The sequence below is a fragment of the Nocardia nepalensis genome, assembly GCF_048910785.1.
Lineage (GTDB): Bacteria > Actinomycetota > Actinomycetes > Mycobacteriales > Mycobacteriaceae > Nocardia > Nocardia nepalensis.
In genome coordinates, this window is record NZ_JBKBET010000031.1 from 38685 (window position 1) to 62878 (window position 24194).

The 24194-nt window shown below is 66.3% G+C and carries 23 protein-coding genes; 8 read left to right on the forward strand and 15 right to left on the reverse strand.

Annotation, left to right across the window (positions count from 1 at the left end):
• Positions 1-195: 195 nt before the first annotated feature.
• From ACHQ4I_RS24950 to ACHQ4I_RS24990, 9 genes are all read right to left on the reverse strand, one after another.
• Positions 196-1797: a hypothetical protein gene (locus ACHQ4I_RS24950; protein WP_420774265.1), complete on the reverse strand. Its 1602-nt coding sequence runs from the start codon at positions 1795-1797 to the stop codon at positions 196-198.
• On the reverse strand, positions 1794-2699 hold the full coding sequence (locus tag ACHQ4I_RS24955) for an ABC transporter ATP-binding protein (RefSeq protein WP_420774266.1): 906 nt from the start codon (positions 2697-2699) through the stop codon (positions 1794-1796). Before ACHQ4I_RS24955 ends, ACHQ4I_RS24950 begins: the two co-directional genes overlap by 4 nt.
• Positions 2700-2733: 34 nt before the next feature.
• Positions 2734-3228, reverse strand: a complete 495-nt coding sequence (locus ACHQ4I_RS24960) for a hydrogenase maturation protease (RefSeq protein ID WP_420774267.1) — start codon at positions 3226-3228, stop codon at positions 2734-2736.
• Positions 3229-3292: 64 nt separating this feature from the next.
• The gene (locus ACHQ4I_RS24965) at positions 3293-4585 is read right to left on the reverse strand and encodes a Ni/Fe hydrogenase subunit alpha (protein WP_420774268.1); all 1293 of its coding nucleotides are present in this window, start codon (positions 4583-4585) and stop codon (positions 3293-3295) included.
• Complete coding sequence (locus ACHQ4I_RS24970; RefSeq protein ID WP_420774269.1) at positions 4569-5342, reverse strand: NADH-quinone oxidoreductase subunit B family protein; 774 nt, start codon at positions 5340-5342, stop codon at positions 4569-4571. Before ACHQ4I_RS24970 ends, ACHQ4I_RS24965 begins: the two co-directional genes overlap by 17 nt.
• Positions 5342-6151: an FAD/NAD(P)-binding protein gene (locus tag ACHQ4I_RS24975; RefSeq protein ID WP_420774937.1), complete on the reverse strand. Its 810-nt coding sequence runs from the start codon at positions 6149-6151 to the stop codon at positions 5342-5344. The genes ACHQ4I_RS24970 and ACHQ4I_RS24975 overlap by 1 nt, the downstream gene beginning before the upstream one ends.
• A gap of 92 nt (positions 6152-6243) precedes the next feature.
• Positions 6244-6753 carry a Crp/Fnr family transcriptional regulator gene (locus ACHQ4I_RS24980; protein ID WP_420774270.1) on the reverse strand — a complete coding sequence of 170 codons (510 nt, stop codon included), beginning with the start codon at positions 6751-6753 and terminating at the stop codon, positions 6244-6246.
• Positions 6740-7954, reverse strand: a complete 1215-nt coding sequence (locus ACHQ4I_RS24985) for a 4Fe-4S dicluster domain-containing protein (RefSeq protein WP_420774271.1) — start codon at positions 7952-7954, stop codon at positions 6740-6742. The genes ACHQ4I_RS24980 and ACHQ4I_RS24985 overlap by 14 nt, the downstream gene beginning before the upstream one ends.
• 539 nt (positions 7955-8493) lie before the next feature.
• Positions 8494-9396, reverse strand: a complete 903-nt coding sequence (locus tag ACHQ4I_RS24990; RefSeq protein ID WP_420774272.1) for a universal stress protein — start codon at positions 9394-9396, stop codon at positions 8494-8496.
• A 242-nt stretch (positions 9397-9638) separates the two neighbouring features.
• Here ACHQ4I_RS24990 and ACHQ4I_RS24995 point away from each other — a divergent pair, with 242 nt between their 5' ends.
• Both ACHQ4I_RS24995 and ACHQ4I_RS25000 read left to right on the forward strand, forming a co-directional pair.
• Positions 9639-10511 (forward strand): universal stress protein, encoded by an 873-nt coding sequence (locus ACHQ4I_RS24995; RefSeq protein ID WP_420774273.1) that lies wholly within the window; start codon positions 9639-9641, stop codon positions 10509-10511.
• A gap of 9 nt (positions 10512-10520) precedes the next feature.
• Positions 10521-11204 carry a GNAT family N-acetyltransferase gene (locus ACHQ4I_RS25000; protein WP_420774274.1) on the forward strand — a complete coding sequence of 228 codons (684 nt, stop codon included), beginning with the start codon at positions 10521-10523 and terminating at the stop codon, positions 11202-11204.
• 97 nt (positions 11205-11301) lie between these two features.
• Here the strand turns inward: ACHQ4I_RS25000 and ACHQ4I_RS25005 are convergent, their stop codons facing one another.
• Complete coding sequence (locus ACHQ4I_RS25005) at positions 11302-12732, reverse strand: serine hydrolase domain-containing protein (protein ID WP_420774275.1); 1431 nt, start codon at positions 12730-12732, stop codon at positions 11302-11304.
• A gap of 203 nt (positions 12733-12935) precedes the next feature.
• Between ACHQ4I_RS25005 and ACHQ4I_RS25010 the strand changes: the two genes are divergently transcribed.
• Together ACHQ4I_RS25010 and ACHQ4I_RS25015 are read left to right on the forward strand one after the other, a co-directional pair.
• Positions 12936-13496: a hypothetical protein gene (locus ACHQ4I_RS25010; RefSeq protein WP_420774276.1), complete on the forward strand. Its 561-nt coding sequence runs from the start codon at positions 12936-12938 to the stop codon at positions 13494-13496.
• A gap of 203 nt (positions 13497-13699) precedes the next feature.
• The gene (locus ACHQ4I_RS25015) at positions 13700-14896 is read left to right on the forward strand and encodes a L,D-transpeptidase (RefSeq protein ID WP_420774277.1); all 1197 of its coding nucleotides are present in this window, start codon (positions 13700-13702) and stop codon (positions 14894-14896) included.
• Between the two features lie 60 nt (positions 14897-14956).
• Here ACHQ4I_RS25015 and ACHQ4I_RS25020 read toward each other — a convergent pair whose 3' ends face one another.
• The 5 genes from ACHQ4I_RS25020 to aac(6') all read right to left on the reverse strand — a co-directional run bounded on the left by ACHQ4I_RS25020 (position 14957) and on the right by aac(6') (position 20203).
• Positions 14957-15409 (reverse strand): S26 family signal peptidase, encoded by a 453-nt coding sequence (locus ACHQ4I_RS25020; protein ID WP_420774278.1) that lies wholly within the window; start codon positions 15407-15409, stop codon positions 14957-14959.
• A complete protein-coding gene (locus ACHQ4I_RS25025; RefSeq protein WP_420774279.1) occupies positions 15406-17340 on the reverse strand; it encodes an ABC transporter ATP-binding protein in 1935 nt (644 codons plus the stop codon). Before ACHQ4I_RS25025 ends, ACHQ4I_RS25020 begins: the two co-directional genes overlap by 4 nt.
• A gap of 400 nt (positions 17341-17740) precedes the next feature.
• Positions 17741-18367 carry a TlpA family protein disulfide reductase gene (locus ACHQ4I_RS25030; protein WP_420774280.1) on the reverse strand — a complete coding sequence of 209 codons (627 nt, stop codon included), beginning with the start codon at positions 18365-18367 and terminating at the stop codon, positions 17741-17743.
• Complete coding sequence (locus ACHQ4I_RS25035) at positions 18364-18972, reverse strand: MauE/DoxX family redox-associated membrane protein (RefSeq protein ID WP_420774281.1); 609 nt, start codon at positions 18970-18972, stop codon at positions 18364-18366. The genes ACHQ4I_RS25030 and ACHQ4I_RS25035 overlap by 4 nt, the downstream gene beginning before the upstream one ends.
• 793 nt (positions 18973-19765) lie before the next feature.
• On the reverse strand, positions 19766-20203 hold the full coding sequence (gene aac(6'), locus ACHQ4I_RS25040) for an aminoglycoside 6'-N-acetyltransferase (RefSeq protein WP_420774282.1): 438 nt from the start codon (positions 20201-20203) through the stop codon (positions 19766-19768).
• Between the two features lie 281 nt (positions 20204-20484).
• Here aac(6') and ACHQ4I_RS25045 point away from each other — a divergent pair, with 281 nt between their 5' ends.
• From ACHQ4I_RS25045 to ACHQ4I_RS25060, 4 genes are all read left to right on the forward strand, one after another.
• Positions 20485-20895 (forward strand): hypothetical protein, encoded by a 411-nt coding sequence (locus tag ACHQ4I_RS25045; RefSeq protein ID WP_420774283.1) that lies wholly within the window; start codon positions 20485-20487, stop codon positions 20893-20895.
• 200 nt (positions 20896-21095) lie between these two features.
• Positions 21096-22934 carry an AMP-dependent synthetase/ligase gene (locus ACHQ4I_RS25050; RefSeq protein ID WP_420774284.1) on the forward strand — a complete coding sequence of 613 codons (1839 nt, stop codon included), beginning with the start codon at positions 21096-21098 and terminating at the stop codon, positions 22932-22934.
• 527 nt (positions 22935-23461) lie between these two features.
• Entirely contained in the window at positions 23462-23923 is a 462-nt protein-coding gene (locus ACHQ4I_RS25055) for an aminoacyl-tRNA deacylase (RefSeq protein WP_420774285.1), read from the forward strand.
• An 18-nt stretch (positions 23924-23941) separates the two neighbouring features.
• Positions 23942-24103 carry a hypothetical protein gene (locus tag ACHQ4I_RS25060; protein WP_420774286.1) on the forward strand — a complete coding sequence of 54 codons (162 nt, stop codon included), beginning with the start codon at positions 23942-23944 and terminating at the stop codon, positions 24101-24103.
• Positions 24104-24194: the final 91 nt, after the last annotated feature.

Sequence of the window (24194 nt, forward strand, 5' to 3'; positions counted from 1 at the left end):
CTCGTCGGAGGTGCTCGATCGCATCGGTCTCATCGATAACGTCGGGCGTGGCGTGCTCGGATCTCACCGTTGTCATGTGCGGCTGCCTTGTTCGTGGGTCACATTGTTGCCCAACCGTATTGGTCCGTGGTGACACCCGGGCAGGGCCGCCGGTCCCTGGATTCGGGGACCTATCGACACCTCTCGACGGGACGCTCAGCCCATGGCCAGATCGCGGCGGCGGAACCGCCACAGCGCGACCGCGAACAACCCGGCGCCGATCGCGGTGATCCAGAGGGCGGGCGCTGGAGCGAAGTCCTGCATCGGGACTCGGGCCAGCGCGTGGAACGGCGTCAGCTGCAGTGACCAGGCGGGCGCTTTCAGGGCACTGCCCAGCGCGTCCCACAGGAACGCGGTGGCGACGAGGGCGTATACGAAGGGCACCGCGCGGGGTGCGAGGCCGAGCACCGCGGCGGCGGCGCCGACGGTTACTACGATGAGCGGCAGGCTGTTACCTGCCGCGGCCAGCAGCGCGCCGATGCCGACGTGCTGTCCGGTCGCCGACGCCCCAACCCAGATCGACAGCGCGGCGACGACGCACAGTATCGCCGCCGGACCGGCAGCGAGCAGCGCCCGCCCGCACAGCCAGCCGGTTCGGGCCCGCGGCATCGCCAGAACCAATTCCAGTCGCCCCGTTGCCTCTTCGCCGCGCGCGGACACGATAAGCGTGACCGCGAGCAAGGCGGCCAGCAGCTGGATCATCGAATAGAAGGCGGCCACGAATCCGTTGACGGCCAACCGTTCACCGAACAGCTGCGCATACGCCGGAGTGCGATGCACGAGGTCCAGCACGGCCTTGATCATGGCGCCCATCAACAACGCGTAGGCCGCCGTACCCGCCAGCCAGAAACCCAGATGCGGCGCCTCGTCGCGCAGGGCCGCCTGCCAGGACGAGCCGAGCAGCATCCGGCGGGGCGGCCTGCTGTCGCGTACCGGCAGCACGCCCCGTCCAATGTCGCGGGCCGCCAGCATCGGCAGCGAGACCAGTACCGGCACTACGACTCCCAGCGCGATCACGGCCAGCACAACCGGTGACGGCGCCGCAGGCGGCCGCAGCAGCTCGAACCAGCCGAGTGGTGTCAGCCAGCGCAGCCACGGAATTCCGTCGCCGATATCGGCCGGGGCGCGAACAATGAAGGCGGCCACCAGAATTCCGGCGGCCACTAGGCGTGCGGCGCGGACGGTGCTGGCCAGCTGACTTGTCAGCGCCGCGACCGCGGCGAACAGCAGCGCCGGAAGTACCAGCTGCAGGCCGAGTTCGAGACAGTTGGCGAAGGTCACCAGATGTTGCGCAACACCGACCGCAGCCAGCGCGAGCACCGTCGCCGCGCCGATGACAACGGCCTGCAGCGCGGTCGCGGACAGCACCGCCGCGAACCAGCGCCGACGCGGCTGCTGCCCGCTGAGCACCAGTTCGCCACGACCGGCGTCCTCTTCACCTCGTAGCGCGCCGGTGGTGGTGATCGCGGCCCACACTGCCAGGATGATGCCGGCGAAGGTCATATTGCGCCAGGCCACCCAGCCCGCCGGATCTGCGATGTCATAGGGATAGCCGTACAACACCCGCAGTGCCGCATTGTTCACCAGCGGCGTCAATATTGTCACCCGCGAGGCCTTCTCCGGAAACACCGAAACGAACGCCTGCAGCTGCGCCGTGCACATCACCGCCATCAGCACGGTCATCACAATCAGCGACATCCGGTTGGCGCGCAAGCGGGCTCGGACCAGCACGGCGAACCCCCGCACGGCCGCACTCATCGCGGTGCCTCGCCGGATCCGTCGTGGTAATGGATCAGGAAGATCTCCTCGAGGCTCGGTTCGCGACTGTCCAGGGTTGCCACCGGAAGTCGGGTGAGTGCGCTCAGCAACGGGCCCATATCGCCGCGAACCCGAAGCGCCAACTGATGATCGGTGAAATCGGCGATCTCGACGCCGTCGAGCTGACGTAGCGGTTCGATATCCACCCCGGATTCGGCGAAACGCACCTCGACACTACGTGCCGACAGACGCCGCAACTGCGTCATGCTGCCCTCGTCGATGAGCCGCCCGGCCCGCAGGATGCCGACCCGATCGCACACCGCCTCCACCTCGCTGAGCACATGCGAGGACAAGAAGATCGTCTGTCCACGCGCTTTGGCCTCCTCGACCGTCTCCCGGAACGCGGCCTCCATCAACGGATCCAGCCCTGAGGTCGGCTCATCGAGAATCAGGATCTCCGCGCGCGTGGCGAAGGCCGCGACCAGTTGCACCTTCTGCCGGTTGCCCTTGGACAGTGCGCGGATCTTCTTGTCCTGGTCGAAATCGAAACGCTTCACCAGCACGTCGCGGTAGGCGCGGTCACATCCGCCGCGCAGATTCGCCAGATAGTCGAGCGTTTCGGCCCCGGTGAGCGCGGGCCACAGCGTCGGCTCGGACGCGACATAGGCGCAATATCGGTGCGCCGCAACCGGATCTGCCCAGGCATCACGCCCGACGATCCGCACACTGCCCGCGCTCGGCCGGTGCAAGCCCAGCAGCAACCGGATCGTCGTCGTCTTGCCCGCACCGTTGGGCCCGAGGAATCCGTAGACTTCGGCGCCCGGGATGTCGAGATCGAGCCGATCCAGGGCAAGTGTGGTGCCATAACGCTTCGTCAGCCCTCGAGCCTCGATCACGCCCATGGTTCACCTCCGACCATCTCCGGATGTCACATGTTCATTCTCGACCGCAGGGTCGCCTCCCGGTCGTGATTCCCAGTCGAGCCAGTTCCGCCAGCACCGCTTCGACCACCTGTGGCACCGCGGCCTCGACAGGTTCGGACAAGCCGACGCCCAGATCGAGGCAGGCCGCTTCGACAGCGATGACGACGAGTTCGTCGGGAACGCGGCCGAGGGCTCGGCCCAGTGGCAGGGCGTCGGGGATGCCGAGGGCGTGTGAGCTGGCGGCCCGGGTGACGCCGCGCAGCGCATCGACGGTGGTACGCCAGATCCGGCCCGGAGTGCACGGTTCACAGAGCACCGCATCGACCACGATCGCGAGTTCCACCCCCGCCCACACATCCAGTAGCCCGGAGGGTTCGCCGTCGCACAGGGTCACCAATACGCCCGGCAGTCCCAGTTCTTCGAGGGCGGCGGCTACCGTGAGACCGATCCCGTCGTCGCTGCGGTATTCGTTGCCGACGCCGATGACGACCGCGCGTGCCCCGCTCATGCCCGCGCCTCGCCGGCGCTCGGCTCCGGCATGCGCAGTGCGCGCTGTGCGATGATTCGCCCGCTCATCGGTGCACCACTTCGATATCGAGGAAGTGCGCGGCGCAGGAGATGCACGGGTCGTAGTTGCGGATGGTGCGTTCGCACAGCGTGGTGAGCGCGGCGTCGTCGAGGGCGAGGTTGGCCGCGACGACGCGGCGCAGATCGTCCTCGATGGCGGCCTGGTTCTGGGCGGTCGGCGGAACGATGGTGGCGGCGCGGACGATCCCGTCGGCGTCGACCTCGTATCGGTGGTAGAGCAATCCGCGTGGCGCTTCGCTGACACCGTGGCCGACGCCCGCGCAGGGTGCGGCGGGTACGGCGGGGCGGGGCGGGCGTTCGTAGCCTTCGATCAGCCGCAGCGCCTCGTCGACGGCGTAGACGACCTCCACGGCGCGAACCAGGATGCTGCGGAACGGGTTACGGCATTGCGCGCCGAGCCCGATTTCCGCCGCGACCTGCCGGGCGGTCGGCGAAAGCTGCCGGGAATTCAGGGTGTATCTGGCCAGCGGCCCGGTCAGATAGGGCTTGCCGTCGAGCCGGGCGTGCAGTGCGGTGGAATGCGGTACTTGCTGCTCGACGACATGGGCCGGGAATTCGGCCGCGGGGAAGTGGAGACCGTCGGTGGTGTGTACTTCGCCGCGGTCGATGGCATATCGGTCCGGTTCGGTGGCGGCGAGGAGTACGTGGTCGAGTTCGACCTCGGGGAAATCGAAGCTGGCGGCCCATTGGGCGGTGTGCACGGCGTAATCCTGTGCACGGCGCAATTGTTCGGCGACCTGGGCGAAATCGGCGCGGTCGGGAACCGAATAGAAGCCGCCGACCCGGACATTGATCGGATGGATCGGCCTGCCGCCGATGAGCTCGAGCAGCATGTTGCCCGCCTTCTTCAACGCGAGGCCCTGTTCGACGAGTTCGCGGTGGTCGGCGGCGAGGGTGATCGCATCCGGATAGCCGAGGAAATCGGGAATGTGCAGCAGGTGAATGTGCAAGGCGTGGCTGGAGATCCACTCGCCGCAGTACAGCAGCCGCCGCAGGTTCGCCAGCGGCTCGTCGAGCCGGATGTCGCAGACCTGCTCGATCGCATTGCACGCGCTGGTCTGGTAGGCCACCGGGCAGATGCCGCAGATGCGGGCGGTGATATCGGGCGGCTCGGTATAGGCGCGGCCACGCAGGAATGCCTCGAAGAATCGGGGCGGCTCGTAGATATTCAGCTCCGCGCTCTCGACGACCCCGTCCGCGACGACGACCCGCAGCGCGCCTTCGCCTTCCACCCGGGCCAGCGAACTGACCTTCAATTGCCTACTGCGGTGACTCATCACGGCTCCTGTCCGCGAAGGCCGGTGCGGCCGCCGCGAATGTCGTGAACACTCTGTCGATGTCGGGCTGGTCCATGCCGTTGATGCGCAGGATGGGAAGTAGCGCACCGATATTGGGATTCGCCATCGGTCCGAAGCAGCCGTAGCAGCCACGGTGGTAGGCCGGGCACAGCGCACCGCATCCGGCCTGGGTGACCGGTCCAAGACACGGGATACCGTCGGCGACCGACACACAGGTGGTGCCGCGGCGTTTGCATTCGGTGCAGACGCTGGTGTTCGGAATATCGGGTGCGCGCCCGGCCAGGAACGCACCGAGGGTATCGAGTAGCTGGCGGCGGTCGATCGGGCAGCCGCGCAGCTCGAAATCGACCGGCACGTGCGCCGAGATCGGGGTCGAGGTGGCGAGTGTCGAAATGTATTCTGGGCTGGCGTAGACCACCGAGGTGAATTCGGTGACATCGGCGAAATTGCGCAGCGCCTGGATCCCGCCGTGCGTCGCGCATGCGCCGATTGTCACCAGAATCCGGGATTGCGCACGAATTTCGGTGATCCGGCGCGCGTCGTCGGGGGTGGTGATCGAACCCTCCACCAGCGAGACATCGTAGGGCCCCGGCTCGACCGCACTGGATGCCTCGATGAAGTGCGTGATGCGGATCCGGCCCGCGAGGGTCAGCAGTTCGTCCTCGCAGTCCAGCAGCGTCAGCTGACAGCCGTCGCACGAGGCGAACTTCCAAACCGCGAGGGTCGGCGTATCCATCACAACTCCCGGACGGCCAGTAGTGGTTCGGCCACCGCGTAGTCGACGACCGGGCCGTCTCGGCAGAGCAACAGTGTCCCGAGTTGACAGTGACCGCATCGCGCGACGCCGCATTGCATATTGCGCTCCAGCGCCACCCTGATATCGGTTGCGGCAATTCCCTTGCGTAACAGGGTCTGTGCACAGAATCGCATCATCGGTTCCGGGCCGCAGAGGAAGGCGGTGGTGCGGCCCGGTTCCAGCCGCAGTTGTGCCAGCGGCTCGGTAACGAAACCGATCCGCCCCGTCCAGCCGGGTTCGGGATGGTCGACGGTCTGGTGGAGTTCGACCGAACCTGCTGTCTTCCAGTCGTTCTGCTCTCGCCCGAACAGGATGTTCGACGGGGTTCTCGCGCCGGTGACGAGAATGACGCGCCGGTAGTCCGCGCGAGCCGCCAGAGCGCCGAGGACCACCGAGCGCAACGGTGCGAGGCCGACCCCACCACCGACGATGACCAGGTCGTTCCCGACCGCAGAGGCCAGATCCCAACCAACCCCGAAGGGGCCGCGCACGCCGATCACACCGCCGATTCCGGTGTCGTGCAACGCCCCGCTGACCGCCCCGACCGCGCGGATCGTGTGCTCCAGCACATCGCTGTCCGCGGTCGGATCGCCGCTGACCGAGATCGCAACCTCACCGATGCCGAAGCTGTACAGCATCATGAACTGACCGGCCTGAAAGCGTTGCACCGCAACACCAACCGGTTCGAGCCGCAGCGTCACGGTGTCCCGCGTCTGCTGGGTGCGCTGGGTCACCCGGTACGGCAGCATCGCCTCGCCGACCGGCGTCGGGCGGGCCACCGTGTCGACGCCACCTGTAGCCCGACGACCACTCCGCAGGGAATCGCCGCGCAATGCTTGATTCATCGCGCACCTCGCCCGGCGCCTATTCGGCACGCATAGTCGACGCAGGATTCGGCGGGGTTCTGGTAGAGATCGAGTAGCCGGGCCCGGGTGGCCTGCAGCCGATCGAGTAACGCTTCGAATAGCATCAAGGTCAGCGCATACCCGAATTTCGGGTCCACTTCGGCCAATTCGGTCAGCGCCGCCGCATCGAATTCGATCGCCTCCACCGCTTCGGCCGCCACCGCGCCGAAATGCCAGCGGTAGGGCGGCACTAACCAGGACCAACCCAGCAGGTCACCGCTGCCGAGGGTCTGCACGACGATATCGCCGCGCCCCGGAACCGGCGAGTCCAACACTATCCGGCCTCGGCGGATCAGCCAGCATTGTTGCGCGGGTTGGCCTTCCGCGATCAACCGGTGCCCGGCCGGATAGGACACCTCACGTCCAGACGCGGCCAGCACGGCCAGTTCCGCCGGGCTCAGCGAAGCCAGACGGGCGAACTCGGACAATTCGTCAACGGTGATCATCGTCGACTCCTTCGGCGAGTTCGGCGAGCCGGGCAACCTCGGCGGTCAGATCGATACCGGCCGGGCACCAGGCTATACACCGCCCGCAGCCGACACATCCCGAGCTGCCGAACTGGTCATACCAGGTGCCCAGTTTATGGCTGAGCCACTGCCGGTACCGGCCCGCGCCGGATTGCCGAACACTGCCGCCGTGCAGATAGGAGAAGTCCAGTTCGAAGCAGGACGCCCACCGCTCCCAGCGTTCGGCGTGCTCGCCGGTGAGGTCGGTGACGTCCTCGGTGCTGGTGCAGAAACAGGTCGGGCACACCATGGTGCAGTTGGCGCAGGCCAGGCAGCGGCTCGCGACATCCTGCCAGTGCGGCGACTCCCGGGAATCGCGGATCAGGGTGCGGATATCGGTCTCCGGCATGGTACGGCCCATCCGGCCCGCGGCTGCGGACACTGCCGCGCGCGCATCGCAAACCTCGGTCGCGTCGGCCGGCCGAGTGGTGACCTGCGCGAGAATTCGGGCGCCGACCGCGCTGCCGATATCGACCAGGAACCGATGGCCGTCGGCGTCGGTGCGCTCGGTGAGGGCGAGGTCGTATCCGGGCGCCACGCCCGGACCGGTGCCCATCGATGCGCAGAAGCACACGCCGCCCGGCTCCGTACAGTTCACCGCGACGACGAACGGGGTTTGGTCATCGGCTGCGGGCAAGCCCCGGTCGTCCCGGCCCTCACTGGGATCTGTAGCCGGGGTGTCGGTGGGCCCCGCCGCCCGAGTGCCGGACGGTCCGACGTACGCGGGGTCGGGATGGGCGCCGCCGCCCAGCACGCGCCCCAGTACCGAGATGGCGGCGAGGTCACAGCCGCGGACGCCGAGAAATGCCATGCGGACCCGGGCCTGTTCGGCCGGTCGCGGATTCAGGTCCGGCCCGGTCTCCCACACCTTGCGCCGCGGCGGAAGCAGGAACTGCTTCCACGACCCCGGCCCGGCCGAATGCGCGAATACAGCATCATCGGGGCGGCGATACACCCGATATCGGCCGGGTGCGGTTTCGACGCCCCAACCGCCGGGCAGCTGTTTCCCCGAATCCAGTTCGTCCAGCACGATCGCGCTGTTGCGCAGTTGGGGGCCGATGACTCGATACCCGTCATCGCGCAGCACATCCACCAGACGGTCGAGACCGGCGCGGTCGATCACCTCGGTGTCGACGGACATCACCGAGCCTCCCTTCGATCGACGGACAGGTGTTCGCATTTCGAGTCTCGTCGCGCGGGAGCCGGGTCGTGAGAGGCGAAGGTCCCACCCACAGAAGGCCAATGCCCTAACAGATGCGAGGCAGCTGTTCACCGACCGGCATGTCCACAATGCGGCCCGATCCGATCGGCTCACCGCGTTGACCGAACTTGTCGGGATGACCGCGCTGCCCGCACCCGAACGCATGCTGCTGGCCGGACAGTTACTGCGCGAAGCGATCCTGCCGCAGAACTCGCTCTCGGACAACGACGCCTACTGCTCGGCGGAGAAGACCGCGGCCCTGGTGGATGAGGTGCTGGCGGTGGTCGATGCCGGCGTACCCGCCGGACTCGTCGAGGAACTGGATTTCGGGCCGCTCATCAGGGGCGGAACGAATTCACCGGCGGGCCACTGCGGATCCCGGGGCGACGGCTGGCTCGGCCGCATTCTCGCGTTCGCCGACGATGGCGGCCGGATCCGGCGCGGCCGTCGAGATCGACTGTCGCGCCGAGTGTTCGAGATCAGTTCGAACGCACCACGATCATCGGCACCTGCACTGCATGCAGCAATCCGTTGCTGGTGGAACCGAGGACCATACTGGCGAATCCGCCGCGGCCGCGGCAGCCGACGACGACCAGCTGGGCGTTGGCGGACTCGTCGAGCAGCGAGCGAACCGGTCTGTCGACCACCACGATTCGGTGCACCTTCACATCGGGATAGCGTTCGGCCCGGCCCGCGAGGCTTTCGGCGAGCGCCGCCTCTGCCGAGCCGCGTGCGGTCTCCCAGTTGGCCAGGGGCAGGTCGACCGCGCTGGTATCGCTCCACGCGTGCAGGGCGATCAGGTCCACGTTGCGGTGCGATGCCTCCTCGAAAGCGAGTTCGACGGCGGGCGTACTGTTCTCGGTGCCGTCGACGCCGACCAGCACCGGCTGGGTCGCCGAGTCCGGGTCGAGCGCCGCGTTCTCGTGGATCACCGCGACCGGGCAGTGGGCGTGATGGGTGGCGGCGGTGCTCACCGAGCCGAGCAATCCGCGCTGGAACGCGCCGAGGCCTCGGCTGCCGACCACCAGCATGTGCGCGTGCGCGGAGCGCTCGATCAGCGTTGGAATGATGAGGTCGAACGTCACCTCGGTGGTGATGGCCGGTTTGTCGCCGGGCGCGGCCGTCCGTGCAAGGCGGGTGGCCTCGGTCAGGGTGCGCTCGCCATCGCGACGCAGCAGCTCGGTGTCGGATTCGGTCAGCAATACACCGGGTCCGTAACCCGTCTGGATCCCCACCGAGGTGAGGATGTGCAGCCTGCGATGATGCAACGCGGCCTCGGCCGCCGCCCACGCGACCGCCTGATACGAATTCGCCGAGCCGTCGACGGCCGCGAGGATCGGTGCATCGGGTTGTTCGGCGTGCGAAGCACTTTCGTCTGACATGTTCTGTCCCTTCGCCGTCATTGCCGGTCACCTGTTCCGACGACTCGATAGCATCGAGCATCGCGCTCAGACGGCGGCGTGAGCAGAGAAGAAGGTCATCGCCCGGATGGGCCGAGTGGCCCCGGCGAGGCGAGCAGCCACCGCCTTTGGGCCCTCGGGTTTGTGACCTTGTGCAGGCGTGCAGGGCACCGCGGAGTTCTTAACCTACGGGTACCCGATAGTCCAGAAACCCGAGAAATCACATGTCCGCTAATACCGTCAATCCGCCCGTCCTCGTCGGCACCGACGGATCCGCCGACTCCGTCGAAGCCCTGCGGTGGGCTGCTGTCGACGCGGCCCGCCACGGCGCGCCCCTGCACATCGTCTACGCGATCGGTGCACCTGTCGACTACGGACCGGGTATCGCTTTCAATCAAATCGACTACGACGCCTATCGCGAAGCCGGTGCCGCCACGGTCGCGCTCGCACGCAAAACCGCTGTCGCCGTGGCGGATTCGATCCACCGGATCGATATCGAGACGTTCGTTGTCGAGGCGTCGCCCATACCCGTGCTGTGCGACCGATCGAAGGAGGCCCGGCTGCTGGTCGTCGGCACCCGCGGCCTCGGCGCGTTCCGGCGCGGACTGCTCGGTTCGGTCAGCACCTCGCTGGCCCGGCATGCACACTGCCCGGTCGCGGTGATCCCGGAGACGGTGGCACCCGAACGGGCGCTGGGCCCGGTCGTGGTCGGTGTCGACGGCTCCCCGGGCGGCACCCGCGTCCTCGACGTCGCCTTCGATGCGGCGTCGCGGCGTCGCGCGGCTCTGGTGGCTGTGCTCACCTGGTCGGAATTCAATCGCTATATCCCCCGCGCTGATATGGCGAACGAGGCCGAGGAACTGCTCGCCGAATGCCTGGCGGGCTACACCGAGAAGTACCCCGATGTCCGCGTCCAGCGAGTGGTCACCGAGGACCGCCCAGCCAAGCGCATCCTCGCCACCGCTCAACGCGCGCAACTGATCGTGGTCGGCAGCCACGGCGACGGCGGCTTCGCCGGTATGACCCTCGGTTCCACCAGCCAAGCCGTCCTGCATGCGGCCGACTGCCCCGTGATCATCGCCCGTCCCCGGGAATGACCGCTCACTGTGCACGGCGCCCCACACGACGGCCGGCACCAAGCCGACCCCGCCGCCAGCCCCGACGGGCATTCGACCAAAGGCTTCACGGATAGGTCTTTCGGCACTGTGGTGACCCACCCCACAACAGCGACCCTGTACACGACGACCGTCGATGACCTGCCCGCCGAAGTCGGCACCCGCTGGACCAGTCGGCGAATTCCGGAGAGGAACACGACCATGACCACCGCCGCCCCGACCGTCACCATCCGCCGCCTCGGGCCCGACGACGCCCCGGCAATTCGCAAGCTGCACGCCGGAATGGATCAGCAGGACAGCATCTTTCGCTTCTTCACACCCGCGCCGAAACACCTGGACAAGGTCGCCGCCGCGATCGCTCGCAACGATCGCGCGCATGGTGCGGTCGGCGCATTCCTCGACGATCGGCTCGTTGGCGTGGCGAACTTCGTGACGTTGCCGGGGACCAAGGCGGCGGAGGTCGCGTTGGTGGTCGCCCACGACTTGCAGGAGCACGGCATCGGCACCGATCTGCTGCACCGGCTGGCGGCACTGGCCCGGGAGCGGCGGATCGAGCGGTTCGTCGCCGATGTCATGCCGACCAATTCGAAGATGATGCGTCTCATTATCGACGCCGATTTCCCCGTCACCGCGCACCGCCAGGACGATATCGCCCGGGTCAGCGTGCACCTCTGACCGTCGACCGACTGGCTATCGGCCCCGTGAGCAGGGCTGCTCCGAGACAGCGGCGCCGCCCACCCGTCAGCGTGGCGGCGCCGCTTCCGATGTTCGGCTACCGGTGTGGCCGTCTGTGCGCTGTCATCGGGGCTACGTCCAGATGCATCGCGGTCGCGCCGTCGCGCGGTCTGTGACGGAATACGATCCGCAGGGTGCCGGTCCCGAAATCGGCGAGATCGAGCCGAAATACCCACGGATCGTGCGGGTCATCCGGATGCAGCGGCAGCCCCCGGAACAGGCCGGGCAACGGCGTGAGCACCCGCAGGACAAGTCGCCCGCCACACACCTCGACCCGCAGCCCGGCACCGACCATCGCCCTGGCGCGCACATCGGTGAACCGACCCTGCACGTCGTAGCGGCCACAGATCTTGTCCCAGATCTCCGGATGGTGCGCGACGTCGGTGCGGATCGCGTCGTCGCCGACGCCGAGCAGTCCGCGCATCAGACCCGACGTCTCGGCGGGCAACCACAGCAGTGCCCGATGCGCGCCGTTGATGAACGCCATCAGTCCGACACCGTCATCCGGCGCCGCCCAGATCTGAGAATCGAACCCGGTGAGGATGCCCTGATGTTCGATCACCTGGTGGCCGCCCAGCTCCGCACGGAAGAAGCCGAGGCCCATGCCCGGTATCCGGGGATCCGGTTGATACTGCGGCTCGAACATCATCGCCAGCGTGCTCGATTCGAGCATCCGGCCGTATTCGTTCGCGCCACCGCCCAGCAACGCCGCGAGGTAGCGGGTCATATCGCGCGCGGTCGAATATCCAGCGGCGGCACCGACCGTTACCATCTCGCGCAGCGGAACCGGGCGGGGGCCGTCGCGATGGAAGGTGTAGCCGGTCGCCAGCTGAGCCCGTGTGAAATCCCGAGGGCTCGAGCCGGTTTCGAGCATGCCGAGCGGACCGAAGAGGTGTTCGCGCAGGTACTGCTCCAGCCCGACCCCGCTGACATCCTCGATGATCTGCCCAAGCGTGGCGAAGCCATGGTTGCTGTAGGTCCACCTCGTACCGGGTTCGGCCTGAATCCGCAGCGCACCCCCGTAGTACTCGCGCAGCGGCGGCACCGGTGCGCCCGGAGCGACGCTCTCTCCGAAATCCGGACGGAAAAGCCTTGTCGGATGGACGGTTTCACCGATTCCGGCGGTGTGGGTGAGTAGATGCCGCAGCGTCGCAGGGCCGAAGTTCGGGTCCGTGGGAACCAGCCGGTAGGCGCGTAGATAGTCATTCGCGGGCGCGTCGAGATCGACGAGGCCCCGCTCCCACAGTTGCAGCACCGCGATCGCGGTGAATGTCTTGGTGATCGACGCGATCCGAAAAACCGTATCCTCGTCGATCGGCCGCCGCGTCGCGATATCCGAAAGGCCGTGCCGAACAGCGAAATCCAGCTTTCCGTCGCGCACCACCCCCACCACCGCACCAACCATCGGCCGACGACCGATCATCTCATCGATTCTGGTCTCCAACTCGATCCGATCGACTCCGAGCACGATCCCTCCATCCCAGCATCCGACCCTCCGCGTCATGCGGACCTGTGGATAGCGTGCGGTCGCCAGCTGTGCGGCCACTGGAGGACATCGGACCGAATCGCGGGGTCGAATGTCCCGTTCTCGGGGCGGCCGACACGTCGTCGGTCACCGATCAATAGGACACCAGGCCCTCGATCCATGGCCTTTCGGCTCTTCGTGCGGGGGTGGTCGCAGTGGAGCGTGGCGGCATCGACGTCTGGATAAGCGAATTCACCGCGACAACGCCTACCGCCGACGTCATCGCGGTGGCCAGAGCGACTACCCGTCGGCGCACCGTTCGGCGGCGCGTCACCTCGTGGGAGGTGCCGCCGACGCATACCGAGCATATTGTCGAGGTCGGTGCCGCCGAGGGTGCGCTGGTACACGAGATCGTGGGCGGCGCCACGCGGACCAGGCTGGTGCGGGCATTTTGGGAAGCCGCGCGGCTACATCACGACGACGCCGCATACCAGACCGAACTGGCGCTGTGGAGCGGGCGGCATGTCGCGCCGGATGGCGTGCCCGCCCGCAACGCCGTCGCCGCGGCGGATCCCCTGACCCGGGAGTTCCGCAGTCCCGAGCTGACCGAAGCGGTGATCCACGACCTCGATGAGCGCGGGCGTGCTGCTGCTGGTGCACACCGCATCCGACGTTCCGCTGTCGCGGTTGCGGGCGGGCGAGGCCACCAGCGCGGTGCTGTTGGCCGCCGGTCACCGTCGTGCGGCCTGAGCCGGGTTTTCGGCTGACCGTTGCGTCACCAGACCGCGTGACCGTCCGGTTCTGCAGACCGCCGATGACCGTTTTACGGGAACCCGGCTCGATCGCCGAACGGTATCAGTTGTGCGACGGATCGGTGGAGATAGTGGTCGTCGGCGTCACGGCCGGCGCTCAGCTGCCGCATGCTGACCGACAGAGGTCGGCCCAGCACCCCGGAGAAGGGAGCTACACGGTGGCATTGGGACGTCGTCGGCTGCTGATCGGCTTCGCCGGTGCGGGTGGCCTCGCTCTGACCGGATGCGGGTGGGCGCGTGAAGCCGCGCCGCCAGCCAAACCCGCCACAATCCGATTCGATCCCCCACCCGGCAGCCACGATGTCCAAGCGCGCAGCCCCGCCACGATCACCGTCACCGACGGGACGCTTCGGTCGGTCGAATGGATCGATGAAACGGGCAGATCACTGCCGGGCGCATCGGCACCCGATCATCGAACCTGGACCAGTGCCGAACCGCTCGGCTACGGACATACCTACACCGTGAAAGCCGTGGCTCACGGCGAAACCGGCGACGTCACCGCGACGACAACCTGCGCCACTGTGCACCCGCAACAGCTCGTCGACGTCTGTCTGCGCTCCGCCAATCTCGTCGATCTGGCCGAAAACGACACCTACGGAGTAGGTTTCGTGCTCGTCGCTCATTTCGACGAACCCGTCGACCGGGCAGCGGTGGAACCCCACCTGAAGGTCACCACCGCGCCCGCCGTCACCGGTGCCTGGTACTGGCTCGACGATCAGAACGCACACTGGCGGCCGCAGCACTATCACGCACCTGGAACCAGGATCACGGTCGAGGCCGAACTGTTCGGCCTCGCGCTCGGCGATGGCCGCTACGGCCTGCGCGACCAACGGGTTTCGGTGATCATCGGGCCCGCGCACGTCGCGATCGCCGACGACGACACCAAACAGATCGAGGTCTTCGAGAACGGAAACCTGGTGCGCACCATGCCCACATCGATGGGCAAGGGCGGGACCGCGGTCGTGGGCGGCAGGTCCATGTCGTTCTGGACCCGCCCCGGCATCTACACCGTGCTGGACCGAAAAGACCCGGTGATCATGGACTCCTCCAGCTACGGCCTGCCCACCAACTCCGGGCTCGGCTACCGCACGAGCATCAACCACGCGGTCCGCATCAGCCACGACGGAATCTTCGTGCACGAATTGGCTTCAACCATGTGGGCCCAAGGCAACACCAACGTCTCACACGGCTGCCTCAACATCTCCCCCAACGACGCCGCATGGTTCTACGACTTCGTCATCCCAGGCGACGTAGTCGAGGTCCGCAACACCGGCGGCGACCCCCTCGACATCTGGCAGAACGGCGATTGGAGCATCCCCTGGCCCGAGTGGCTTCGCGGCGGCATCCACACATGACACGGCCGCGAAATGGGCTGGTGACGATGTAACGGTCGGCGAGTTTGTCGAATCGCGCTGCTATGGCTGGGTTTTATTCGAGTGGCGGGGGTAGATGACGGTGCCGAGGATGCTGGTGGTGGTGAAGTAGCCGTGTTGGCGGGAGTCGTAGCTGCGGTCCGGGTTGTCGCCGAGGACTATGAAATGTCCTGGGGGAACGGTGGTTTCATTGGGGAGGGTGGAAAACAGGTGGGCGGGGACGAGATCGCCGGGCAGGGCGATGAGGCGTTTGATGAGCCAGCGTGGTTGGGTGAGTGGGCGGTGGGGGCTGCGGGGTTCGAGGACGATGATGTCGCCGCTGTGCAGGCGCCGCGGGTTGCGTAGGACGATGAGTTGGTCGCCGTTGTGCAGTGTGGGTTGCATGCTGGGTCCTTGCACGGTGACCAGCAGCAGGTGACGTCGCGCCCAGGCGAGCAGAGCGCCGGTCGAAGCGACAGCGACGGTGGCGGCAAGCAGAGGGCCGTGGATGGTCATGGTTGGAGGGGGGTGAGGGGCTGCTGCTGGTGTTGGTAGCCGTCGGCTTGCAGGTGGAACAGTGTGGCGTAGGTGCCATTTCGGGTCATGAGGGTGGTGTGGTCGCCGGTTTCGGTGATGCGGCCGTGGTCGAGCACGAGGATGGTGTCGGCGTCGCGGACGGTGTTGAGCCGGTGCGAGATGAGCAGACTGGTGCGGCCGGTGCGATGCTCGAGCAGTAGGTGGTGGATGTCGGCTTCGGCTTGGGGGTCCAGGCCGGAGCTGGGTTCGTCGAGGATGAGTACGTCGGTGTCGGTGGCCAGCAGGGAACGGGCGACAGCCAGGCGCTGCCACTGCCCACCGGAGAGGACGACACCGGATTGTTCCTCATCGTGGCTGTTGAGGAAGAAGTATTGGCGGGTGAGGTAGGTGTGGTAGCCGTCGGGCAGCTCGCGCAGGGCGGTGTCGATATCGGCTGCTCGGGCAGCGGCGCGGATACGGGGCAGGTCACCGAGAGCCGACAGGTCGCCGACCGCGATGTTGTCGGCGGCGGACAACTCGTAGTGGATGAAGTCCTGGAACACCGCGCCGATGCGTTCCCGTAGTTGTGCGGGGTCGAGGTCGCGCAGGTCTACCCCGTCCCAGAGAATGGCTCCGCGGGTGGGGTCATAGAACCGGCAGAGCAGTTTGATCAGCGTCGATTTGCCGGCGCCGTTATGGCCGACCACCGCGGTAGCGGCACCCGCCGGAATGGTGGCGCTCACGCCTCGCAGAATCCAAGGCCCGGTCGGACTGTAGCGAAACCACACGTCCCGCAGTTCGATACCGCGCCGCAGACGCGCGATGGGCTGCGGGCGGTTCGCGATCGGGAGGTCGGGTGGGCTGGTCACGACGGTGTGGTGGTGTCGGTAGTACAGCAGTTGCTCGTGCAGGCTACCGACGCCGGTGGCGGCGGCGGTCAATGCCGATAGCAGGCTGGCGGTGGCGGAGATGAACAAACTGATCGAGCCGACGCTGAGCTGTCCGTGGCCGGCGGCGTTGACCGCCCACACCAGCCCGATACCGGCTGCGGTAGCCGAGATCAGCCCGCATCCGCCCTGCACCAGTAGCGTGCGCCGGTCGGCGGCGGCGCGGTGGGCGTCGGCGGCGACACGCGCCGCCAGCATTTTGCCTTGCAGCCATGAGCCGAGGTTGAACAGGCGAACCTCTTGGGCGGCTTGCACATTGGATAGCAGAGTCTCCAACGCGACTTCTCTGCGCTCGACCGGGCTGATCGTCCACATCAGCCAGGAGCGCTGACGCGCCAGCGAGATTTGAGCGATCACCACCGGAATCGCCGAAACCGACAGCATGATCGTCACACCCGGGCTGAGCACGGCCATACTGGCGAGCAACCCGGCCGTGGTGCACGCACTGCCTGCCAGGCCCATCAGGATCGTCACGACTCGAGCGGTCGCGAACCCGCCGGACCGTTGCGCCAACCGCAGGTGGTCGATGAACTGCGGATCTTCGAACCGCGCGATGCCGGGCGCCTGGTTCACCGCCCGATACAGCTGCCCCAGGCAGGTACGAGCCACCCGACGATTCAGGTGTCCGGCCACGAACGCCGACAGCTGCGGCAGCACCGTGGCGGCGACCCCGGTTCCTGCCAGCGCCACCGCAATGGTGAGAACCTGCGGCCCGGTCGCGACCCCGGCGAGACCGTCGACCAGCCTCTTGGTCAACCAGGCTGTTGCTACCGGCGGCAACGCCGCCACCAGGGTCAATAACGCCAGCCCCGCCACCGCCACCGGCGCCGCACGCATTACCTCCCCGATAGCCGCGACCAGCAACCGGTCCACGCGCGCGACCGTCGATAGCCGAAGCCGTCGCCCGCGCAGCGGCAGCCACACCAGCCTGCGCATCACCCGCATGCGTATTCCCCCTTTCTTTCCCAGCGGCTGCGTACTCACGACGCGATAATCGAGATTCGCAGCACGACACATTCTTCACTTTTCGACGCCGACATACCTCTCCTGGCTTCATGTCGTACGCCGGGCAATATCGACCGAAGTCAGGAGAGGAGTTTTCGGGTACCTGATCGCCTAGCAGGCGTCACCCGAAGCCGGACCCATCAGAGGCATTTACGCTCGCAGAACGCTAGGGCGTCAATACATGATTGGGTATGGCATGGAGGGGCGGTCAAATCGGTTATACAGACCACGCAGTGATTGTCGATCTGTCTTACACAGTCGGTGAGGCAGTCGGCGTGGACTCTTAGCTCTGGCAGGATAGTCCGTGCGACGGCGGCCAAGGCGCGGTGCATTTTTGTAGTCATTGTTATTTTTCCTTTCTGTGCCAGGTTTTCCTCTCCTATGGCCCGGCGAGAGGTTGCGGAGCAGCTGGCACAATTGCTGTTCCGCCGTTCGTGTGAGGCGTGGGGTGGGCTGCCCCGGGGCTTTCGGCGTTGGGGGTGAGGGAGCTGGCCAGCTGCGTCAGATCCGCGGGGCTGGTGGGGACCCGGGTGGCGGTGACAGTGGCGTCCGCGGCCACCGCGATGGCCAGCGGGGTTCGATCGGCGCCCAGCGCCCGCGTGAGCGAGGCGTCACGCTGATAGGCCAACCGCGCCCACAGCGGCAGCGATACCTCGAGCGGTTTGCGCTCGTCGGCCACAACCAGCACCGACACTGCCGGGACATCCCCGGACGTGCTGATGAGGTCCAACAGCCGCCGACACGGCGGGCAATCGGCCGACACCAGCAGCAGCACCATCGGCAGACGGGAGTGCGTATCGCTCGGCAGCGGCCGGCCGTTGCTGTCGGTGAGGTCCAGCTGCGGTAACCGAGTGCCCGGGGCCGGGTGGGGCGGCCCGTCCTGCCGGACGGTGGCGGCCCGGTCGAGCCGGTGCGCGATCCGCAGCAGCACCCCGACCACCACGGTGGCCTGCGCGATCACCAGTACCGCGAGCAGGGTGGTCGTGATCATCCACGGGCCGGTCATGACGCACGCTCCGCCAGCACCGCGGCCACGGCGCGATCTGCGCGGATGACCGCCGCGAGTGCGGCAGCCAGTCGGCGGCCCATCAGCGCCGTCGCGACGGCCACCAGCACCGCCAGCCCGTCCCCGCCGGAGACCGTCAGCACCGGCCCGGCTGGCCACCACGCGGGTCCGGTCCCGCCCATCGATAACCCCGTGACCGGTAGCGCGGCCACCAACCCGACAGCCACGGCCAGAACAAGGTTGCGGGCGACCAGCGCCCAGCTGACCACCCGGTCACCCGATGAACTCGCGCAGCCACAGGCGATCCGCCGCCCTCGCCGCACATTGATGCCCATCGCGACCGCAAACACCACCAGCAGCAGCCCAGCCACCGCCCCCGCCACGGTCACGAGCGCACCTGTCACCAACAACACTGCGCACAGCGTCTCCGCCAGCACGACACCGACGGCCACCGCCCGCACTGCTTGCACTGGTACCAGTCGGTAGGCGCGGACGGCTGACACGAATTCCGAAAACCCAACCCATTTCGCGACCGCAGCGGCAAGCAGCCATCCCGCCACCACGAAACGAACAGCGAGCAGAAAGAGCGCCACAAAATCGGACACAGCACCTCCCGGTGCAGATCGGAGCAGAGTTGAATAGCGGCGCCGCCGAAAACGTAGAATTAATAGCGGCACCGCTGAAATCAGCAATTAATCACATCGGCATCGCGTCGACTCGCCGATCCACACGGGGAGCGGCGGGTGACAAATTAACCGAAATGAAAGATTGTGAGTGGTCGGATTTTACTCACGCCTGACCGGGCGCCGGAGACGAGCGACAAGAGTCGAATGGTGGCTTCGCACTCACAAGCCCATCCCCTTATTCTCGCAAAATATCGTCGCGAGCGCGACGGAGGTTGTTGTTCGACTTTCAAGTGTAGAGCAATAAAATCCCCGGAACCAATAAAACCTGATGTCGCTATCGCAGCCGGAACCCGGACAGGCGTCACCGGCAGTAGCCCCCTCGCGGACCGGACATTCGATCCAATCGCAATTTTGGCGCAACACCAGCGCGCGCAACAGCCCGCCCCTCACATCACTTCGACACGTCCCAGTCGTGATGTAGTGGTACGCCCAGCTTTTCGAGGTGCCAACGCTCTGGAGCGCGCATACGTGAGCCCGGCCACGGGCGACGCCAGGGCGGAGCCACAGGTCGGCCTATTCTCCTACGGCGAGCAATTGCCGCTGGTGAAGCAAGTGGGCGTAGTGGTCATTTCCCCTCTGGACGCAGAGGAGCATGAAACCCTTTGTATCGCAAAGGATTTCACGCCATCAGTGCTGAAGCCGAGTTGAACCCCACGGGCAGCGCGGATCGTGTTCAGGTGGACTCGGCGGGCAGTTGATCAGCGAGTGCTGCTCAAAGCAGTTTTCGATAGCAGACGACTCGTTCACGTTCCTCGAAACCGAGCCCGTCGTGCAGAGCGCGACCAAGCGCGTTGTCGATGAGCGCGTCGGATCCGAGTTCGGTGCAGCCGAGGTCGCGGCCCCACTGTTCGACAGCGGCGCACAGCGAACGGGCCGCGCCCGTGCGGCGATGACCGGTTTCGATATAGATTCCCTCGAGAAACACAACCGGTGAGGTGTCGCACCCGTTGACATAGTCGTGCCGCAGCGTCGCTTCGGCGAAGCCGATCACCACGCCGTCGTCTGTGCGCGCGAGAAACGTTGTAGCTGCGGCGGTATCGGTTTCCTCGAGGTCGGCACGGTGCTCGGCGACCGTTCCTTCCGGCCACAGCTGCGCACGCAAACGCGCCACGACTTCCAGATCCGATTCGTGGTACCGGTCGATCCTCATGTCAGCACCATAGAGCGATGAGCCGGCCACCGTAGCCGTAGGCTGGATCGGTCACCGATCCGTCATGGTTCTCGGAGTTCGGACAGTCTCTACGCGAGGCCGAAAGCAAGGCAATTCGATTCGCCGAAACGGGCCGTCGGAATTCGCGGTCCCTTCCAAATGTGGTCGGACTGCGCCTGACGTCGACCTGACGCGTCGAGCTTTTACGCCGCGGCCCGGCCCATGCCTGCGCCGCAACCAGTACCGTGGCGGGCAAGCGCGGCCTATCCGGGAAGGCAGGCATGTCGAGAACGATTCTGTACCCGTCCGATGAGTTGATCCGCACCGTGACCGCCACCTTGCTCGGAGCCAACGAGCAGTGGGACTCGACTCCCCTGTTTTTCGGCCTCACCCTGGCGGGTCCGGATCAGATCGGTGTTCTCACCCAGCCGACATCTGCTGATCCGCCGTTCCAGGATTTGGCGACGCTGGTGTTCTCGCGCGCGCCCCGTCAGACACTGTGGGGGTTCGGATTCCACGCGGAAGCGGCCCTGATGCGGACCACCGACGCACGGGGCAACCTCTGGACCGCATCCCGGGACCACCCCGGCGCCGATATCGTGGAAACGTTCCGGTCGGCCGAGCACGGCGTACCGGACGATCCGATCGATCGAGAGCTGTGGGTCGCCGCGCTCGCTCTCGCAGCGCTCTGATCCTGCGCTTGCTCCGTGTGGCGACGTGTCCGGGCCGCCCCGTTTCTCGTCGGCGTGCACAGGCTCGTTAGGAGGACCCGCGGAGAACGCCTTCCTGCTCGCGATCATCACCGAGCATGGAGTGACGGGCTCCGATACGAGGGTGCCACCATTCGTCCGATCGCCTCATCAATCGGCCTGAGACTCCGTAGGATGAAGGGATGACGTTCCTCCGGGAATCCGAGGAACTTCCCGATCTCGGCAAGATCGAGCACCGGGCATCATCAGTTGCCCAGATGCTGGTCGACCGCATCGCCGTGACCCCCGACGCGGAGGCGTTCCGATTCCTTGACGGCGAGGGCTGGATCAGCGTGTCCTGGAAGCAGTTCGGTGATCGCGTCGACATTCTCGCCGCCGGGCTGATCGCGCTCGGAATCCAGGCCGAGGACCGGGTCGCGCTGGTGTCATCCACGCGGTACGAATGGGTACTCGCCGACTTCGCCGTGATGTGCGCTGGTGCGGCCACCACCACCGTGTACCCCACCACCAACGCCCCAGGCGTCGCGTTCATCATCGCCAACTCGGGCAGCCGTGTCGTCGTTGCCGAGGATCAGACACAGGTCGACAAGCTGATCGAGCATCGCGCCGAGTTGCCTGACGTGCAACGGGTGGTGATCTTCGACGGTGAGGGCGACGGGAACTGGGTGATCACTCTCGACGACCTCGAAGAGCGCGGACTCGCACTGCTCGCCCAATCCCCCGACGCGATCGCCGACCGCATCCGCGGCATCCGGCCCGAGCACCTGGGCAGCATCATGTACACCTCCGGGACGACCGGCACCCCTAAAGGGGTTCGGCTGCCGCATTCCGCATGGACGTATAGCGCCGCAGCGATCGATGCTCTGAAGGTTCTCGGCCCCGACGACCTGAACTTTCTGTGGCTGCCGCTGTCCCACGCGTTCGGCAAGGTGATGTTGGCACTGTCACCGCTGATCGGCTTTCCCACGGCGATCGACGGCCGAGTGGACAAGATCGTGGACAACCTCACGATATTGCATCCCACCATCGTGGCCGCCGCTCCGCGCATCTTCGAAAAGGCGCATGCCCGTATTGAGGGCGTGATGGCCGAAGAAGGCGGAATCAAGAAGAAGCTATTCGACTGGGCGGTCGGGGTCGGCCTGAAGGTCTCGCGTGCCAGGCAGGCCGGCAAGGATCCGTCGTTGTTGGTTTCCTTGCAGCACGCAGTTGCCGACAGGCTGGTGCTTTCCAAAGTCCGTGAACGCTTCGGTGGTCGGTTGCGCTACTTCGTTTCGGCATCGGCCCCCTTGGACCGCGATGTCGCGCAGTGGTTCGACGCGATCGGCATTATCGTGCTCGAAGGCTACGGCCTGACCGAGACAGCCGCCGCCTCGTTCATCAACCGCCCGGGTGCGTACCGGTTCGGAACCGTAGGCAAGCCGTTCCCCGGCACTGAGATCGAGATCGCCGAGGACGGCGAGATCCTGCTCAGAAGTCCCGGTGTGATGAGTGGCTATCACGACCGTCCCGAGGCCACCGCCGAGGCTTTGGACGCGGACGGCTGGTTCCGCACCGGCGACATCGGCGCGATCGACGCAGACGGATTCCTGCACATCACCGACCGCAAGAAGGACTTGTTCAAAACCTCGCAGGGCAAGTACGTCGCGCCCTCCGCGATTGCCGCCACGTTCAAGGGAATGTGTCCGTACGCTGCGGAATTCATCGTCTACGGAGAGACTCGACCCTATTGCGTCGCATTGGTCGGCCTCGACACCCAGAGCATCACCGAATGGGCCGGCAAGCATGGTCTGGCAGACAAACCGCTCGCCGAAATCGCGCGGGACGAGAAGACCCACCATGCGATCGCCGCTTACGTCGACCACCTGAACACCCAACTCAATCGCTGGGAACAGATCAAGAAGTTCGACATCATCGACCACGAACTGTCCATCGATTCCGGTGATCTCACACCGAGTATGAAACTGCGCCGCAAGATAGTCGTCGAGAACCTCGCCCACAGCATCGACGCTCTCTATCACTGAGCACCCGCAGATCCCGCAGTGCGGGCCGACGGGGTCGTCGCATTCGTCGCAGTAGCCCCGTGCCCTCGACACCGGGTCGGGTGCGAACGCGGCAAAGTATTTCGGCACGTGGAACTACGACCTACCCGACGCCTCGACGCTGAACAACATCGATGTACTGGCCTGTCCGGACGGCGGCGGCCAATGTGACCCGGAGCTGATACTGCCGCTGCAAGTGCCCCAGGTCGGCTGGGTGGTGTTCTCCCTCCCGGCCCCAACGGCACCGTCAACGGACACACCGATCAGGGCTGCACCTGGAACTTCGACGTCCATCCCCGCGCCCATTGCGGTGCATCAACTTTGGGTGTTTGCTTTCCCGTGCAGCATCGCGGGTTGCGTCTTGGGGCCGCAGCCGTCGGGTGAGGAGTCGGGCTGCCCAGGTCATGGGATGGTGCGGCGCTGCCTCGCCGAGGCGTGTCAGGACTATGATGAAGGACTAGGGCCGCCGGGTTCAGAAGTGGTGCTAACCAGCCAGTGGAGGTTCCGCGATGCCCATGTCACCTACTGTGCATACCTGTCTACGCGATGCGGGCGTCGAATACGAAGTCGTTCGGCATCCGCACAGCCATAGCAGCACCGAGACAGCCGTAACTGCGGCCATCCCCAGCGACCGACTCGCCAAGACGATCCTGCTCGAAGACGAGCAGGGGTACGTCGGTGCCGTGCTGCCATCCACGCATCACCTGCGGTTGTCAAAACTGTGGGACCAAACCGGACGGCGTCTATCGCTGGCCAACGAGTCGGAGATACGGGAAGTCTTCAAAGACTGTGAAGTCGGCGCCATCCCTCCCGTCTGCACCGCCTACGGCATGCAGACACTGATGGACGAAAGCCTGAGTACACAACCCGACATCTACTTCGAGGCCGGCGACCACGAGACGCTCATCCACATGCGTACCGAAGAGTTCATGCGCTTGATGGAACAGGCGGAAAGGGGACACTTCTCCTAGCGCATTCAAATGCGCGCGGTGGCCGGGCTGCTGGGCGTGGCAACCCCCGGAAACCTCAACCAGGGCCGCGCCGACAGCGACCGGGTCAGCCCCTTCTCGCGGCGGCTGACCTCGTGGATCGTGAGCCGACCCACCGATCTGCCCGCCGGGCGCCGCTGCTCGCATCCTGCCCCGAAATGACCTATGGGGCAGGCGCGTTGGCGAGTTCGCGGCGATCCTCGTCGAGCGCCGCGGCGGCGATCTCGACGCGTGGGTGAAACAGGTCCGAAAG